Annotated in this window: 11 protein-coding genes and 1 pseudogene; 9 read left to right on the forward strand and 3 right to left on the reverse strand. The window is 67.8% G+C overall.

Annotation, left to right across the window (positions count from 1 at the left end; genetic code table 11):
* Positions 1-8 precede the first annotated feature (8 nt).
* From WS61_RS27900 to WS61_RS27915, 3 genes are read left to right on the forward strand one after another with little or no spacing between them, the layout of a single operon-like run.
* The gene (locus WS61_RS27900; RefSeq protein WP_059505318.1) at positions 9-1361 is read left to right on the forward strand and encodes an LLM class flavin-dependent oxidoreductase; all 1353 of its coding nucleotides are present in this window, start codon (positions 9-11) and stop codon (positions 1359-1361) included.
* Positions 1362-1421: 60 nt separating this feature from the next.
* The gene (locus WS61_RS34330; RefSeq protein WP_095211845.1) at positions 1422-3221 is read left to right on the forward strand and encodes an amino acid ABC transporter permease/ATP-binding protein; all 1800 of its coding nucleotides are present in this window, start codon (positions 1422-1424) and stop codon (positions 3219-3221) included.
* Between the two features lie 34 nt (positions 3222-3255).
* On the forward strand, positions 3256-4188 hold the full coding sequence (locus tag WS61_RS27915) for an ABC transporter substrate-binding protein (protein ID WP_059505320.1): 933 nt from the start codon (positions 3256-3258) through the stop codon (positions 4186-4188).
* Between the two features lie 71 nt (positions 4189-4259).
* Here WS61_RS27915 and WS61_RS27920 read toward each other — a convergent pair whose 3' ends face one another.
* A complete protein-coding gene (locus WS61_RS27920) occupies positions 4260-5354 on the reverse strand; it encodes an LLM class flavin-dependent oxidoreductase (RefSeq protein ID WP_059505322.1) in 1095 nt (364 codons plus the stop codon).
* Between the two features lie 52 nt (positions 5355-5406).
* Positions 5407-6375: an ABC transporter substrate-binding protein gene (locus tag WS61_RS27925; protein WP_059505324.1), complete on the reverse strand. Its 969-nt coding sequence runs from the start codon at positions 6373-6375 to the stop codon at positions 5407-5409.
* A 290-nt stretch (positions 6376-6665) separates the two neighbouring features.
* Here WS61_RS27925 and WS61_RS27930 point away from each other — a divergent pair, with 290 nt between their 5' ends.
* The 3 genes from WS61_RS27930 to WS61_RS27940 all read left to right on the forward strand — a co-directional run bounded on the left by WS61_RS27930 (position 6666) and on the right by WS61_RS27940 (position 9911).
* Positions 6666-7583 carry a serine aminopeptidase domain-containing protein gene (locus WS61_RS27930; protein ID WP_059505326.1) on the forward strand — a complete coding sequence of 306 codons (918 nt, stop codon included), beginning with the start codon at positions 6666-6668 and terminating at the stop codon, positions 7581-7583.
* Positions 7580-8011 carry a MarR family winged helix-turn-helix transcriptional regulator gene (locus WS61_RS27935; RefSeq protein WP_059505328.1) on the forward strand — a complete coding sequence of 144 codons (432 nt, stop codon included), beginning with the start codon at positions 7580-7582 and terminating at the stop codon, positions 8009-8011. The genes WS61_RS27930 and WS61_RS27935 overlap by 4 nt, the downstream gene beginning before the upstream one ends.
* 454 nt (positions 8012-8465) lie before the next feature.
* Positions 8466-9911 (forward strand): sialidase family protein, encoded by a 1446-nt coding sequence (locus WS61_RS27940; protein WP_059505330.1) that lies wholly within the window; start codon positions 8466-8468, stop codon positions 9909-9911.
* A 90-nt stretch (positions 9912-10001) separates the two neighbouring features.
* Here the strand turns inward: WS61_RS27940 and WS61_RS35845 are convergent.
* Positions 10002-10242: pseudogene (locus WS61_RS35845) on the reverse strand (zinc-dependent alcohol dehydrogenase); the annotation flags it as partial.
* Between the two features lie 309 nt (positions 10243-10551).
* Here WS61_RS35845 and WS61_RS27945 point away from each other — a divergent pair.
* The 3 genes from WS61_RS27945 (at position 10552) to otsA (ending at position 16476) form a co-directional block, all read left to right on the forward strand.
* Complete coding sequence (locus tag WS61_RS27945; RefSeq protein ID WP_095211846.1) at positions 10552-12636, forward strand: TonB-dependent receptor; 2085 nt, start codon at positions 10552-10554, stop codon at positions 12634-12636.
* Between the two features lie 446 nt (positions 12637-13082).
* Positions 13083-14717 carry a methyl-accepting chemotaxis protein gene (locus WS61_RS27950; protein WP_059505332.1) on the forward strand — a complete coding sequence of 545 codons (1635 nt, stop codon included), beginning with the start codon at positions 13083-13085 and terminating at the stop codon, positions 14715-14717.
* 352 nt (positions 14718-15069) lie between these two features.
* Entirely contained in the window at positions 15070-16476 is a 1407-nt protein-coding gene (otsA, locus tag WS61_RS27955) for an alpha,alpha-trehalose-phosphate synthase (UDP-forming) (protein ID WP_034204779.1), read from the forward strand.
* The last annotated feature ends 96 nt before the right edge of the window (positions 16477-16572 follow it).

The following is a 16572-nucleotide window of genomic DNA, read 5'->3' on the forward strand; positions in this document are numbered from 1 at the left end:
CTCCCATCATGACGACCCGACGATCGATCCCCTTCGGCCTGATGCTGCAAGGCGCAGGCAGCCACATGAACGCGTGGCGGCATCCGAGCAACCCGCCCGACGCGAGCATCAACCTCGACTTCGCGATCGGCGTCGCGCGCAAGGCGGAGGCCGCCGGCATCGCGTTCGCGTTCGTCGCGGACGGCCTCTACATCAACGAGAAGTCGATCCCGCACTTCCTGAACCGCTTCGAGCCGCTGACCGTGCTGTCCGCGCTCGCGGTCGCGACGAAGAAGATCGGGCTCGCGGGCACGATCTCGACGTCGTACAGCGAGCCGTTCACGGTCGCGCGCCAACTCGCGTCGCTCGACGCGATCAGCGGCGGGCGCGCGGGCTGGAACGTCGTGACGACGCCGCTCGAAGGCACCGCGAAGAATTTCGGCAAGGCGCACCCGGATCACGAGCTGCGCTACGAGATCGCCGACGAATACCTCGAGGTCGTGCAGGGCCTGTGGGACAGTTGGGACGACGATGCATTCGTGCGCGACCGCGCGACCGGCCGCTTCTTCGATCGCGACAAGCTCCATACGCTCGATCACCGCGGCCGCTTCTTCCAGGTCGCGGGCCCGCTGAACATCCAGCGCTCGCCGCAGGGGCAGCCCGTGATCTTCCAGGCCGGCTCGTCCGACACCGGGATCGGCCTCGCGGGCAAATACGCGGATGCAGTATTCACGCATTCGCCGTCGATCGAGGAGACGGCCGCGTTCACGCAGCGCGTGAAACGGAGCGCGATCGAGCATGGGCGGCAAGCCGGCGACGTGAAGATCTTCCCCGGCGTCGGGCCGATCGTCGGCCGCACGGCCGCCGAAGCGGAGGACAAATACCAGGCGATCCGCGACCTGCTGACGATCGACGAGGCGCTCGCGTACCTCGGCCGCTATTTCGATCACCACGATTTCACGCAGTACGCGCTCGACGCGCCGTTCCCGGAACTCGGCGAGCTCGGCCGCAACAGCTTCCGCTCGACCACCGACCGGATCAAGGCCGATGCGAAACAAAAACGCCTGTCGCTGCGCGAAACCGCGCTTGCGGTCGCGACGCCGCGCCCGAACTTCATCGGCACGGCCGAGCACGTCGCCGACGAGTTGATCCGCTGGCACGACGCCGGCGCCGGCGACGGTTTCATCCTCGGTTTTCCGGTACAGGCGCAGGGCATCGACGATTTCGTCGAACTCGTGATTCCGGTGCTCGAGGCGCGCGGCCGCTACAGCCGCGACCTGCCCGGCGTCACGCTGCGCGATCACCTCGGCCTGCCGCGCAAGGCGAGCCGCTACGCGACGCCCGGCGCCGCACGGGAAACGGCCGCCGAAGCGCACGCCTGACGCCGTACGCCGCCCGTGCGCGGGGCACCCGCCGATCATCCATTCGAGGATTCAAACGACATGAGCGACACGACCCATCTCGGCGGCGCGCTGCCGCCGCTCTCTTCCCCCGTTGCCCGAGCGCCCGGCGCGGGTTTGCGGATCGTACCCGCGCGCCACCGGTCGCGCACGGCCGGCACCGTGCTCGCGCTCGTGCTGATCGCGATCACGCTGCATTCGATCCTCGGCAACCCGCAATGGGGCTGGCCGGTGTTCGCCGAATGGTTCCTGTCGCCGCCGGTACTGTCGGGGCTCGCGCGCACGCTGATGCTGACGCTGCTCGGCGCGGTGTTCGGCTTCGTGCTCGGCGCGTTCGTCGCGTTGGCCCGGCTGTCGCGTTCGCGCCTGCTGTCCGCCAGCGCGTGGACCTTCGTGTGGCTGTTCCGCTCGATTCCGCTGATCGTGCTGCTGCTGATCCTGAACAACCTCGGCTACCTGTACGAACATGTGCGGCTCGGCGTCCCGTTCACCGACATCGTTTGGTTCGACGCGCCGACCACCGATCTCATCAGCCCGTTCCTCGCGGCCGTGCTCGGCCTCACGCTGAACCATGCGGCGTTTTCCGCGGAAGTCATTCGCGGCGGCATTCTCGCGGTCGACCAGGGGCAACTCGAAGCCGCCGCCGCGCTCGGGCTGCCGCGCGGCCGGCAAACGTCGCGAATCGTGCTGCCGCAGGCGATGCGCGCGATCCTGCCGACCGCGTTCAACGACCTGATCACGCTCGCGAAAGGCACGTCGATGGTGTACGTGCTCGCGATGCCGGAGTTGTTCTATACGGTGCAGGTGATCTATCGCCGCAACCTCGAAGTGATTCCGCTGCTGATGGTCGCGACCGTCTGGTATCTGATCATCCTGACCGTGCTGTCCGCGATCCAGGTGCAGGTCGAGCGGCACTATGCGCGCGGCGCGTTGCGCAATCCGCCGCCGTCCGTGGTCACGTTCGCGCTTGCGCGCATCGGCGGGCTGTGGCGACGCGTCGCGTCGCGCCGCGCGGCATCGAGCGCCAGTGCACGAAGCGATGCCGGCACGCATGCCGATGCCGCGGCCGCCGTGTCGCGCACCGGCGGCGAAGTGGCCGTGCATGGCGTGTCGAAACAGTTCGGCATGCAACGCGTGCTCGACAACGTGTCGTTCGTCGCGCCGCGCGGCAGCGTGACCGTGATCGTCGGGCCGTCCGGCTCCGGCAAGTCGACGCTGCTGCGTACGATCAACCATCTCGAACGCGTCGACGACGGGTTCATCGACATCGACGGTGAATTGATCGGCTATCGCCGCGACGGCGACGTGCTGCACGAATTGAACGAACGCGACGTGCTGAAGCGGCGTACGGCCGTCGGCATGGTGTTCCAGAACTTCAACCTGTTCCCGCACCTGACGGTGCTCGAGAACCTGGTCGAAGCGCCGGTCGCCGTCGCCGGCATGGCGCGCGATGCGGCCGAGCGCGCCGCGCGCACGCTGCTCGCGCGGGTCGGCCTCGCGGATAAGGCCGATGCATACCCGCGCCAGTTGTCCGGCGGGCAGCAGCAACGCGTCGCGATCGCGCGGGCGCTCGCATTACGGCCGAAGGTGCTGCTGTTCGACGAACCGACGTCGGCGCTCGATCCGGAACTCGTCAACGAAGTGCTCGACGTAATCAAGGAACTCGCGCGCTCGGGTACGACGCTCGTGATCGTCACGCACGAGATCGGCTTCGCACGCGAAGTGGCGGACAACGTGCTGTTCATGGAACGCGGGCGCATCGTCGAGGCCGGCCCGCCTGCTGTCGTGCTCGATGCACCGGCACATGCGCGCACGCGCGCGTTCCTGTCGCGGGTGCTGTGATGCGCGCCGCTTCCGACTCGCGAGGTGCCGCACGATGACCGATCGACGCCAGTTCGTCACGGCCGCGCTGGTCGCGGCATCGGGCCTGCCGTGGCGTGCGGCTCGCGCAGCCGCCGCGACGGCCGACCTCGACCCGCGCCAGGCCGGCCGCGTGCGCGCCGGCCCCGACGACGCGGCCATTCGCGCGGCAAGCGGCTACCGCTGGGTGCGCGACGGCGCGTTCACGGTCGCGATTTCGCCGCATGCGCCGCCCGTATCGACCTATGCGACCGACGCGCGCACCGTGGTCGGCGCCGATCCCGACTATGCGCAGCTCGTTGCCGACGCGCTCGGCCGTACGCTCGTGCTGGTGCCGATCGCATGGGCCGACTGGCCGCTCGGCCTGACGTCCGGCAAGTACGACGCGGTGATCTCGAACGTCGGCGTGACCGAGAAGCGCAAGGAGAAATACGATTTCACGACCTACAGGCTCGGGCTGCACGGCTTCTACGTGCGCATCGGCAGCCCGATCGCGAAGATCGCGGAACCGAAGGACGTCGCCGGCCTGCGGATCATCACCGGCGCCGGCACGAGCCAGGAGCGCATCCTGCTCGAATGGAGCAAGCGCAACGTCGCGCAGGGGCTCAAGCCGGCCGAGCTGCTCTATTTCGACGACGACGCGACGGCGCGCGTCGCGCTGCTGTCGGGCCGTGCGGACGCGGAGCTGAACCCGAACGCGTCACTCGCGTACGAGGCCGCGCGCAGCGGCAAGATCCGCCGCGTCGGCGTCGTCAACGCCGGCTGGCCGGCGAATGCCGATGTCGCGATCGCGACGCGTCGCGGCAGCGGGCTCGCGCCCGCGCTGACGCTCGCGACCAATGCGCTGATCGGAAACGGCCGCTACGGGCAGGCGCTCGCGCGCTGGGGTTTGCAGAGCGAGGCGATCGCGCGGGCGGAGACCAATCCGCCGGGGCTGCCGTCGTTCTGAACGCGCCATGCAAGCGCCCCGGCATGCCGTGACGGCGATGCCGGGGGCACGCGACTCGCGGGCAGGCTCGTCTACACCGGCACCGCGGCCCGATATCGATCGAGTTCCGCGATATGCGCATGAATCGCCGGGATCAGGTCGCGCCCGTAGGCCAGCGCATCGTCGAGCGGATCGAAACCGCGGATCAGGAACGTCGATACGCCGAGCCGGTAATACGCCCCCAGCGCCCGCGCGACCTGCTCGGGCGTGCCGACCAGCGCGGTCGAGTTCCAGCGCGCGCCGGTCAGGTTCGCGACGCCCATCCACAGGCGCTCGTCGAGCACGTCGCCCTGCGCGGCGGCCGCCATCAGCCGCTGCGAGCCGGCATTCTGCGGCGCATGGCCGGCGATCGGCTGGCCGTTCGCGAGCCGCGCCGCGCGCACGCGCTCGCGAATCGCCTCGGCCTTCTCCCACGCGGCCGCCTCGGTATCGGCGACGATCGGCCGGAACGACACGCTGATGCGCGGCGACCGCCCGAACGGCGCGGCCGCGGCCCGCACGCGGGCGATCTGCTCGCGCACCGCGTCGAGCGGTTCGCCCCACGTCATGTAAACATCCGCGTGTTCGCCCGCGACCGCGAGCGCGGCCGGCGACGAGCCGCCGAAATAGATCGGCACATGCGGCCGCTGCGCGCCCTTCACGACCGGCGACGCGCCGCGCAGCCGATAAAACGCGCCGTCGTGGTCTACCGGCGCATCGGCCAGCCAGATCCGTTTCAGCACGTCGAGATATTCGCGGGTGCGGCGATAGCGAGCATCGTGCGGCACGAAGTCGCCGTCGCGCTGCAGGTCCGCATCGTCGCCGCCGGACACCACGTTCAGCGCCAGCCTTCCGCCGCTGAACACGTCGAGCGTCGCTATCTGCCGCGCGGCGGCCGACGGCACGATCACGCCCGGCCGGTGCGCGAGCAGCAGGCGGATGCGTTCGGTCGCGGCCGCCGCGAACGACGCGACGATGAAGCCGTCCGCCGCGTTGCTGAAATGGCCAACCAGAATCTGGTCGAAGCCGGCGGCCTCGTGCGCCTGCGCGAAGCGGCGCACGTAGTCGGGCTGCACAGCCGCGCCGCCCGGTACGTCGACCTCCGCGCCGGGTGTCGCGGTGATCATGCCGATGATGTCGACTGGCATGTCGGGATGTCCTTGGATATATCGATCGGAAATCGCGAAGCGTGCCGCACGGTCATTGTGCGGCGGCCGTCTTTTGCGCAGGCACGGCGAACGCGCCCGCATACGAGCGGTCGAGCAGCTTCGACGTGTCGTACGCGGCGGGAATCACGCCGGCCTTGTGCAGGAAGTCGGCCGTGTTCTGCGCATCTTTGGCGGCCGCTTCGTCTACCGGCCCGACGCGTTGTTTGGCGTTGCCGAGCCAGCGATACGCGACGTCGGGCTCGAGCTTCGCGCGCTTCGCCCACAGGTCCGCGTACTCGCGCGGATGGCTGTCGACCCACTGGCGCGCGGCCACCACGCGCCGCAGGAAATCGGTGATCTCGGCACGCTTGCCCGAGGCGGCCTGCTCGTTCGCGGCGACGAAGCTCAGCGCCGGCATCAGCCCCTGTGCGGTCGTCACGGGCCGCGCGCCCTGCCGCAACGCGAGCGTGCTGACGAACGGCTCCCACAGCGATACCGCATCGACCGAACCGTTCGCGAGCGCATTGGTGGCGTCGATCGGCATCAGGTACGCGTACTTCACCGAATCGGCGCGCAGGCCCGCGTGTTCGAGCGCGCGCAGCACGAGCTGCTGGCTCCAGGCGCCGCGCCATACCGCGATGGTCTTGCCCTGCAGGTCGGCGACGGTGCGCACCGGCGAATGCTTCGGCACGAGGATCGCGACGCCGTCGAGGCTCTGCCGCGACACCGCGACGACCTTGACCGGCGCGCCGCGCGCGGCCAGCGTGAGCAGCGCGGAATCGCCGAGGAAGCCGATGTCGATCGCGTTGCCGTTCAGGCTTTCGGCGACCGGCGCGGCGGCCTGGAAATGTTTCCATTCGATCGCGTAAGGCAGGTCCTTCAGCACGCCGGACGCTTCCATCGATGCCTGGATGTTGAAGTAGTTCTGTTCACCGACGCGCAGCGTGACGGTGTCCTTGGCGATGCCCGGCTGCGCGGCAAGCGCCAGCATGAGCGCCGTGACGATTCGGCTCAGCAACATGATCTCCCGGAAGGTTGGCGGACGGCCGCGCGACGGCGCGCCCTCTTTCCGCCTGCGCGACGGCCGGCGGAACGGATGGAACCGGTGAAGATACGTCGATCCACTTCATGACACAAACGCAATATTCTTCTATGCAAAGATGCAAATATTTTATGAATCGCGCGCACTTGCGCGGCGCTCGCCGCCGGCCGCCGGACTACGGAGTTCGAACGATTCCTCGATAAATATTTCGCGCACGAAATAAATCGCGGACTATAGTTCGCATACGAAATAACTGCCCCAGGACGGCCATGACCTCCCACCCCATCGAATTTTCCGCCGCCGACGGCTATGTCCTGCACGGCACGCTGTGGTCGCCGGCCGCGACGCCGCGTGCGCTGGTCCTGATCCATCCGGCCACGGCCGTGCCCGAGCGGCTGTATGCGGGCTTCGCGCGCTTTCTGACCGAACGCGGTTTCGCGGCGCTGACCTACGACTATCGCGGCATCGGCGCCTCGCGGCCTGCGCGTCTGGGCGCGCTGCAGGCCCGCATGCGCGACTGGATGGAGCTCGACGTGGGCGCCGCGACCGCGTGGGCCCGGCACACGCATGAAGGGCTGCCGCTGCTCGCGGTCGGCCATAGCGTCGGCGGCCACGCGATCGGGCTGTCCGGCGCGACGCCCCATCTGCGCGCCGCCGTGCTGGTCGCCGCGCATGCGGGCAGCACGCGGCTGATCGCGCAGGCGGCCGAACGCCTGAAGGTGCGGCTGATCCTGCGCGTGCTCGGGCCGCTGATGTCCGCGCTGCTCGGCTACGTGCCCGGCAAGCGGCTCGGGCTCGGCGAGGATCTGCCGGCCGGCGTGTTTCGCGAATGGAGCCGCTGGACGACGCTGCCGCACTACTTCTTCGACGATCCGACACTCGGCGCGGCCGAGCGCTTCTCGAAGCAGCAGTTGCCGATCCTCGCGCTCGGCTTCGACGACGATCCGTGGGCGAACCCTGCCGCGATCGGCCTGCTGGTAAGCTATCTGACCCGCGCGAAGGTCGAACGCCGCCAGATCGATCCGCGCGCGGCAGGCAGCGGCCCGGTCGGGCACATGGGCTTCTTTCGCAGCCGGCCCGGCGCCGTGCTGTGGCCCGAGGTCGCCGACTGGCTCGCGCAGGCGCTCGACACGCCTCGCGCCGCGGGCCGCCCCTCCCTTTCCATCGCAGCCGGGAACCCAGCTTGAGCGAAGACCGACGCCTGTTTTTCATGTTGAACATCGGCCAGCGGCGCGTGCAGCGCTGGATCGATCGCAAGGCCGAAACCGAGACGCGCGCGAGCGCCGCGCAGGCCGGCGTGCTGTTCTGCCTCGCGAAGCAGGACGGCGCGCTGATCGGCGAAGTCGGCGCCGCATTGCAGCTCGCGCCGTCCGCGATGACGGGGCTCGCCGACCGGATGGCGAAAGCCGGCCTCATTACGCGTCATGCCGATTCGGACGACGGCCGCGCGACGCGGCTGTACCTGACCGACGAAGGCCACGCGGCACTCAAGCGCGCGCGCGTGCTGCTGCGCGAACTCAACGGCAAGCTGTGCGACGGGTTTTCCGACGACGAACTCGATGTCGTCGCGCGCTGGCTGCACGCGTTGCAGGAGCGGTTTCCGGCCGAGCGCTGAGCAGCGCATCGCGCGCTCGCAACCGGCTCGCGCCGGCCGCAATCGCAAGCGATTGCGATTCGCGTTTTCGATTCGATTTTCATGCCGGCGCAGCGGCAAATCTTGCGTGCCCGCGCCCGCTTCCGGCAACGCTTTCCGGCTACGCTCTGTTACAAAAAACCGCCTGTCGCGCCGCATTCGAATCGCCTACATTGCAATCCACTTCGACACATTCGTCGCATGCTCTGACCGGCTTTCCCGTCGGGTCGACATCGCAGGCACACCCGACAAGCAATGAAAATGAAGAGGAGTCTTAACCGAAGCGCTGGCGGCATCCAGCGCACGCGGATGGCGATGACCGAAGCGGCATGCTGAACGCCCCGTAACGACGTGCGCGGCATGATCGGCCGCGCCCCGGATCGGGTCGCCTCGTCGTGCCCCGCCAGCGCATCCGCACCTCATCGAGGAGTCGTCCATGCGACGCATGATCGTGTCCCATCCGCTTGTCACCCGCCTGTCCGCCGCGATGGCGCTGGCCGCCGCTGCCGCGGCGCACGCCGAGCCCACCGTCGTGTCCGGCCCGAGCCCGTTCGCCGCGTGCACCATCGGCGGCCCGGGCGTGAACTACGTGAATGCTGAAGTCGAACCGTGGCTCGCGGTCAACCCCGCGAACCCGAACAACATGATCGGCGTGTGGCAGCAGGACCGCTGGTCGAACGGCGGCGCCCACGGGCTCGTCGCCGGCTACTCGTTCGATGCCGGCGCAACCTGGGCGCGCACGCCGCAGCCGTTCAGCGCATGCGCGCCGGGCGGACTCAAGTACGAGCGCGCATCCGATCCATGGGTATCGTTCGGGCCGGACGGCACCGCGTATTCGGTGTCGATCTCGTTCAATCAGTCGAACAACAGCAATGCGGTCGGCGCATCGGTCTCGACCGACGGCGGACAGACGTGGAGCAGCCCTGCCGTGCTGATCGCGAACGATGAACCGACGACGCAATTCTTCAACGACAAGGAATCGGTGACCGCCAACCCGGTGAAGGCCGGCACCGCGTACGCGGTATGGGACCGCCTCGAACTGCCGAACGGCAACCCGTACGCGAACCTGCACACGCAGGCGTTCCGCGGGCCGACGCTATTCTCCAAGACGACCGACGGCGGCAAGACGTGGAGCGCCGCGAAGGTCATCGTCGACGTTCCTTCGCGTCAGCAGACGATCGGCAACCAGATCGTCGTCGATCCGAAGAGCGGCACGCTCTACGATTTCTTCGACCTGATCCAGCCGCCGTTCAGCAAGGCGGCCGGCAAGGTCGCGTTCATCAAGTCGACCGACGACGGCGCGACGTGGACCAAGCCGCAGGTGATCGCGGGACTGCAGACGGTCGGCGTCACGGATCCGAACACCGGCGAACCCGTGCGCACCGGCGACATCATTCCGGAGCCGGCGATCGACCCGGCATCGGGGCAACTCTACGTCGTGTGGCAGGACAGCCGCTTCAACGGCGGCACGTACGACGAGATCGCGATATCGACGTCGAAGAATGGCGGCGCGACATGGAGTGCGCCGCTACAGGTGAACACGCCGACCGGGCGCCCCGCGTTCAATCCGTCGGTGCGCGTCGACAACACGGGCGCGGTGATGGTCACGTACTACGACTTCCGCGACCTGCAGGCCGGCAACACGACGACGCTGCCGACCGGCTTCTGGCGCAAGATCTCGCACGACGGCGGCGCCACGTTCGTCGACGAGCGGCGCGTCGGCGGCCCGTTCGACATGAAGCTCGCGCCCAACGCCGAAGGGTTCTTCATCGGCGACTACCAGGGGCTCGACGTCCTCCCGTCGTCGTCGTTCCATCCGTTCTTCGTCCAGACCAACGCGGGCAACCTGACGAACCGCACCGACGTGTTCTTCGCGCCGTGATGCGAGGATGACCGTTCCTGCGCCGCACGACGCCATGCGTCGCGCGGCGCCGTGCGCTTGTTCAGGGCATCGATGCAGGGCGATCGGCGCGATGCGTCCGTCGACCGTTCCTTCCCTCGGCTTCGCGAATACGTCGTCGATGCTGGCGAGCCGGTCGCGGCGGATACGCGCGCACCAGGCGTGCGCCGCGAAATCGAGCGACTCCTGCAGATTGCGCCGCGTGCCGACGATCGACCTGCGTACGGTGATGCCATTCAGCACGGTCGAGAAGATCGGCAACGGGAAATCGCCCGGAGGCAGGCCGTTTAGCGCCCACCGTGCCACCGCGCCGGTCGATGCGGCTTCGCGCCGGTCGACGCGAAAGCCCGCGCCGGCGGTTGCACGCCGCCCCGCTGCTGCCGCGACCCTAGCCGATCCGACAGAAACCCGACGGGATCCTGCCGTTCGGCTTGGAATTTGACATGATATAACATATCATTTCGCGTGCTCGTCCGCCTGACGCCGTTCCAACCCAGGTGGCTGCGCCTCGCCGAGCCATGTTCCAACGGGTCATTGCGCGTCAGTGACGCAACAATATATCGTATCCAGCGATGATCCGCATGGCTCGTTATCCGATCCGATTCCAACCGATTCACCGACCATGCGCGACCTCCCTCGCTTACCGCTTCGCCCGCTCTCGTCCTTGTCGCTGATACTGTTCGCCGCCGTCGCCCACGCGCAGACCGATGCGCCCGCCGCGTCCGGCACGCCGGCCGCCGCACCCGCGCCGCTCGCACCGATCTTCGTGACCGCGAACCCGCTCGGCGACACCGAACTGATCGCACCGACCGTCCAGCTTTCCGGCGATGCGCTGACGCGCCGCCAGGCCGATTCGCTCGGCGAAACGCTCAACGGGCTGCCCGGCGTGTCGACCACCACCTACGGGCCGATGGTCGGCCGTCCGATCATCCGCGGGATGGACGGCGACCGGATCCGGCTGCTGCAGAACGGCGTCGCGGCGTATGACGCGTCGTCGCTGTCGTACGACCATGCGGTGCCGCAGGATCCGCTGTCGATCGAGCGCGTCGAAATCGTGCGCGGGCCGGCCGCGCTGCTGTACGGCGGCAACGCGGTGGGCGGCGTGGTCAACACGATCGACAACCGGATTCCGCGCGAAGCGATCGAGGGTGTGACCGGCGCGCTCGACGCGCGCTACGGCGGCGCGAATTCCGTGCGCGCGGGTGCCGCGCAGGTCGAAGGCGGCAACGGCCGCTTCGCGTTCCACGTCGATGCATTCGATCGCGAAACGAGCAAGCTGCGGATTCCCGGCTACGCGCGCAGCAGCCAGCAACGCGCGATCGACGGCCCCGACACGCCGCAACCGGAAGGCAGCGTGCCGAACAGCGACGGCCGCGTGCACGGCGGTGCGGTCGGCGCGTCGTACACGTGGGCGGACGGTTTCGCAGGCCTGTCGTACAGCGGATACGAATCGAACTACGGCTCCGTCGCGGAAAGCGACGTGCGGCTGCGGATGCGCCAGGAACGCCTTGCGCTCGCGTCCGAGGTGCGCAACCTGAGCGGGCCTTTCACGACGCTGAAATTCGACTTCGCGTACACCGACTACCGCCACAAGGAAGTCGACAACGGCGAGACGGCGACCACCTTCCGCAACCGCGGCTACGAGGCGCGCATCGAGGCGCGCCATCGCAAGATCGGCCCGTTCGAAGGTGCGATCGGTGTGCAGTTCGGCCAGAACACTTTTTCCGCGCTCGGCGACGAAATGCTCGTGCCGTCCACGCGCACCAACAGCGTCGCGCTGTTCGGTCTCGAGGAATGGCAGGTCGTCCCGGCGCTGAAACTGAGCCTCGGCGGCCGCTTCGAGCACGTGAAGGTCGACCCCGATCCGGCCGGCATCGAGAAATTCGCGCTCGCGCAGCCGCGCGATTTCAACGCCGGCAGCCTGTCGGCCGGCGCGCTGTTCTCGCTGACGCCGGTATGGTCGGTCGCCGCGAACGTCGCCTACACCGAACGCGCGCCGACCTTCTACGAGTTGTATTCGAACGGCCCGCACGATGCGACCGGCCAGTTCCTGATCGGCAACCCGAACGCGTCGAAAGAAAAAGCCGTGTCGACCGACCTGTCGCTGCGCTATGCGAGCGGGCCGAACCGCGGCAGCGTCGGCGTGTTCTACAACCGCTTCTCGAACTACCTGACCGAGTACAACACCGGTCGCGTGGTGGACGACGACGGCGAGCCCGTCGCGCCCGGCACCGACGGCTCGCTCAACGAGGCGATCTATCGCGGCGTGCGCGCCGAGTTCTACGGCATCGAGCTGGACGGCAAGTGGCGTGCATTCGCGCGGCGCGGCCATACGGTCGATCTCGAACTGACGGCCGACTACACGCACGCGCGCAACGTCGATACGGGCCAGCCGCTGCCGCGCATCGCGCCGCTGCGTGCGACGCTTGCGGCCGACTACGGTTACGGCCCGTTCGGTGCGCGTGCGCAGGTCACGCACGCTTGGTCGCAGCATCGCGTACCCGACAACGACTTCTCGACGGACGGCTACACGTCGCTCGGCGTAATGCTGACCTACAAGTTCCGTGTCGGCGCGACGCACTGGCTCGCGTACCTGCGCGGCGACAACCTGACGAACCAGGAGATCCGCTACTCGACTTCGGTGGTACGCGGTTTTGCACCGGAAGGCGGCCGCAGCGTGATGGCCGGATTGCGCACCACGTTCTGACCCTCGTACGGCTCGCGGCGCCCGCCGCGGGCCTTTTACCGGCGCGAACCGAACCGGCCGCGCCGCTCCGTTTATTCGTCAATCCATCGCGCCGATTACTTCGATTACGTCGCTCACGTCGAACGCGCGCACCGCAACGAAATTCCCTTATTCGTCGGCAAATCAGAACGAAATCATCAGACAAATATTATAAAAAAGATGTTTTTTGTTTCACCAGTAAAAACACATTCAAATTCCGCGCATAACACATCGAATAAAAGCGCCCCACGAGCCTTTTGATCAAGATCAAGAACGACCGCCCAATAAGGCCGTCAGTGCCAAGAAAAATGAATGTAAGGGTTTTCGAAGGGTAAAGAATCATCCCGAATACCCGTTAAAACCGGCACGAACCCGTATCTGGTCGAACGATAAATTCCATTTACAACCACACGCACAGGGGCCGAAACGTGAAAATCGTCAGAATCAGCATCAAAACGAAACTCCTCGGCGGCTTCGGCCTGCTGGCCGCGGTCGTCGTGACCGTATCGGGCATGGCGCTCAAGGCACTGTCCGATACGAACGCCGAGTTTTCACGCTACATGAACGGCATCAACGCGCGGGCCAGCCTGGCCGCACAAATCCGCACCGCGGTCGACCGGCGCGCGATCGCCGCGCGCAATCTCGTGCTCGCCACGCGGCCGTCCGACATCGAGGCCGAACTGGCCGAGGTGAACCACGCGCACAAGGACGTGCAGGACCATCTCGCGAAGCTCAACGGCCTCATGGCGAACGCGACCGACACGTCCGATCGCGCACGCGAGCTGGTAGCCGAGATCGTGCGCATCGAAACCCGCTACGGGCCCGTTGCGCTGCGCATCGTCGGGCTCGCGCAGGCCGGCAGGAGGGACGACGCGATCGCCGACATCGACGACAATTGCCGCCCGCTGCTCGCGCAACTGGTGCGTGCGACCGACGCCTACGCGACCTATACGCATGAACGCGAAATCGCGATCGCGCAGGCATTCGCGGATCGCTACACGGTGGAGCGCAACCTGCTGGCCGGCATCTGCCTGATCGCCGTCGCGATCGCGGCCGGCGGCGGCCTGTGGCTCACGCGCAAGATCACGGCACCGATCGGCTCGGCCGTCGACGTCGCGCGCACGGTGGCGAACGGCGATCTCGGCAGCCACATCGAGGTGCGCGGCAACGACGAAACGCGCGACCTGCTCGATGCGCTGCGGACGATGAACGAGCGGCTGACCGGCATCGTCGGCCGCGTGCGCGACTCGTCGAACAGCATCGCGCACGCGGTGAGCGAGATCGCATCGGGCAACCTCGACTTGAGCCAGCGCACCGAGGAACAGGCTGCTTCGCTGCAGGAAACCGCGGCGACGATGGAGCAATTCACGTCCACGGTGCGCCTGAACGCGGAAAACGCGCAGCAGGCGAGCACGCTCGCCGCGAATGCGTCGGACGTCGCGCAACGCGGCAGCTCGGTGGTCGGCCGCGTGGTCGACACGATGACGGAGATCGGCCACAGCTCGTCGAAGATCGCCGACATCACCGGCATCATCGAAGGCATCGCGTTCCAGACCAACATCCTCGCGCTCAACGCGGCGGTCGAAGCCGCCCGTGCGGGCGAACAGGGTCGCGGCTTCGCGGTCGTCGCGAGCGAGGTGCGCAGTCTCGCGCAGCGCTCGTCGACGGCGGCGAAGGAAATCAAGGCGCTGATCTCCGCGTCGGTGCAGACGATCCGCGACGGCTCCGCGCTCGCGGGCGAAGCCGGCAAGACGATGTCCGACGTCACGCAGGCCGTGGCGCGCGTGACGGACATCATGGGCGAGATCGCGGCCGCGTCGGCCGAGCAGAGCCGCGGCATCGACCAGGTGAACCTGACGATCACGCAGATGGACCAGACGACGCAACAGAACGCGGCGCTCGTCGAGCAGGCGGCCGCCGCATCGAAGTCGCTCGAGGCGCAGGGCCGCGAGTTGTCCGAAACGGTCGCCGCGTTCCGGATGCCGGCTGGCGTGCATGCGGTATCGCCCGGCACGCATGCACTGGAAGCCGACACGCGCCACTGGCAACCGGCCGCCGCGTAACGGCATGCGCGTCGTCCGCACCATTGCGCCCGACGCGCCGCATGACCCGGCACACACTGCGTCGCAGCGCGGCGCAAGTTTCGGTCCCGCCCGGGCAGCGCCGGTTGCAGGATAGGCGCCATCGATACCGCGCGACCTGTTCGTCCGAGCCGTTCGTCGACACGGACTTTTAAAACGCACGAATGACGAGTATCCTAAAAAAGCACTTTTCGACCGGACGGCGAATCGCGTGCCCTGACTCCCGTCCGATCGCCATGCGGCCCCGTCGTATCGCGCACCGCGCGCCGATGGCGGCGTCTGCCTCTTGCGCCCTGGCCGCACGAACCTTCCCCAACAATCGTCAGGAGAGCTGGTGAGCCGACTCGTCGTCGTATCCAATCGCATCGCAGATCCCCGTAAAGCCGCGGCCGGCGGCCTCGCCGTAGCCGTGAAGGACAGCCTGCAGGAAACCGGCGGCGTCTGGTTCGGCTGGAGCGGGAGGCTACGCGGCGGCGACGAGCAAAGCGCGCATGGCGACGACGTGCAGGTCCAGAACGTCGGCGGCATCCAGCTCGCGACGGTCGATCTCGATCCGCAGGATTACGACGCTTACTATCTCGGTTACTCGAACAACGTGCTGTGGCCGGTGTTTCACTACCGGCTCGATCTCGCGCAGTTCGACCGGCGCTTCGCCGACGGCTACCGACGCGTGAACCAGCTGTTCGCGCGCAAGCTGCGCACGCTGCTGCGGCCCGACGACACCATCTGGGTCCACGACTATCAGCTGATTCCGCTCGCGGCCGAGCTGCGCGCGATGGGCTGCACGAATCCGATCGGCTTCTTTCTGCACATCCCGATGCCGCCGCCGCCGATCATGGCCGCGATTCCCGAGCACGAATGGCTGATGCGCGCGCTGTTCGCGTACGACCTCGTCGGCTTCCAGACCGAATCGGATCTGCTCCACTTCGAGCACTACGTCGAAGCGGAAGCCGGGGCGGCACGGCTGCCGGACGGCCGACTGCGCGCGTTCGGCCGCACGCTGTCGGCCGGCGCGTTTCCGATCGGCATCAACGTCGACGAATTCGAGTCGCTCGCGCGCGACCGCGACGGCCTCGCGATGTTCGAACGCATGCGCGACGAATATTCGCGCCGCCAGTTGCTGGTCGGGGTCGACCGGCTCGATTACACGAAAGGGCTGCCGCAGCGCGTGCACGCGTTCCGCGAGTTGCTCGAGCAGTATCCGGAGAACCGCGACCGTGCGACGCTGATCCAGATCGCCGCACCGAGCCGCGAGGATCTCGGCGCCTACGACGACCTGCGGCGCGAGATGGACAGCCTGTGCGGCGCGATCAACGGCGACTACGGCGAGCTCGAATGGATGCCGATGCGCTACATTCACCGCACCGTCGCGCGCAAGCGCCTGCCGGGCCTCTACCGCGCGAGCCGGGTCGCCCTCGTCACGCCGCTGCGCGACGGGATGAATCTCGTCGCGAAAGAGTTCCTCGCCGCGCAGGACGCGGCCGACCCCGGCGTGCTCGTGCTGTCGCGTTTCGCGGGCGCGGCCGAGCAACTGAAATCGGCGCTGCTCGTCAATCCGTACGACACGCAAGGCACCGCGCAGGCGATCCAGCGCGCGCTCACGATGCCGCTCGAAGAGCGCCGCCAGCGTCACGCCGCGCTGATGGCGATCGTGCGCAAGACCGACGTGCACTGGTGGCGCACGCGCTTTCTCGACGCGCTCGCCGAAGCGGCCGAAGTTGCGGCCGCGACCGAATCCTGACGCGCTGACGCGCGCTCGCGCCCCCTTCGTCGTGCATGCCAGCACGACACCGTTCGATCGATGCGTGCGCGCCGCTCATGGTGACTCCATGGCGAA

The organism is Burkholderia sp. ABCPW 11 (assembly GCF_001523445.1).
GTDB lineage: Bacteria > Pseudomonadota > Gammaproteobacteria > Burkholderiales > Burkholderiaceae > Burkholderia.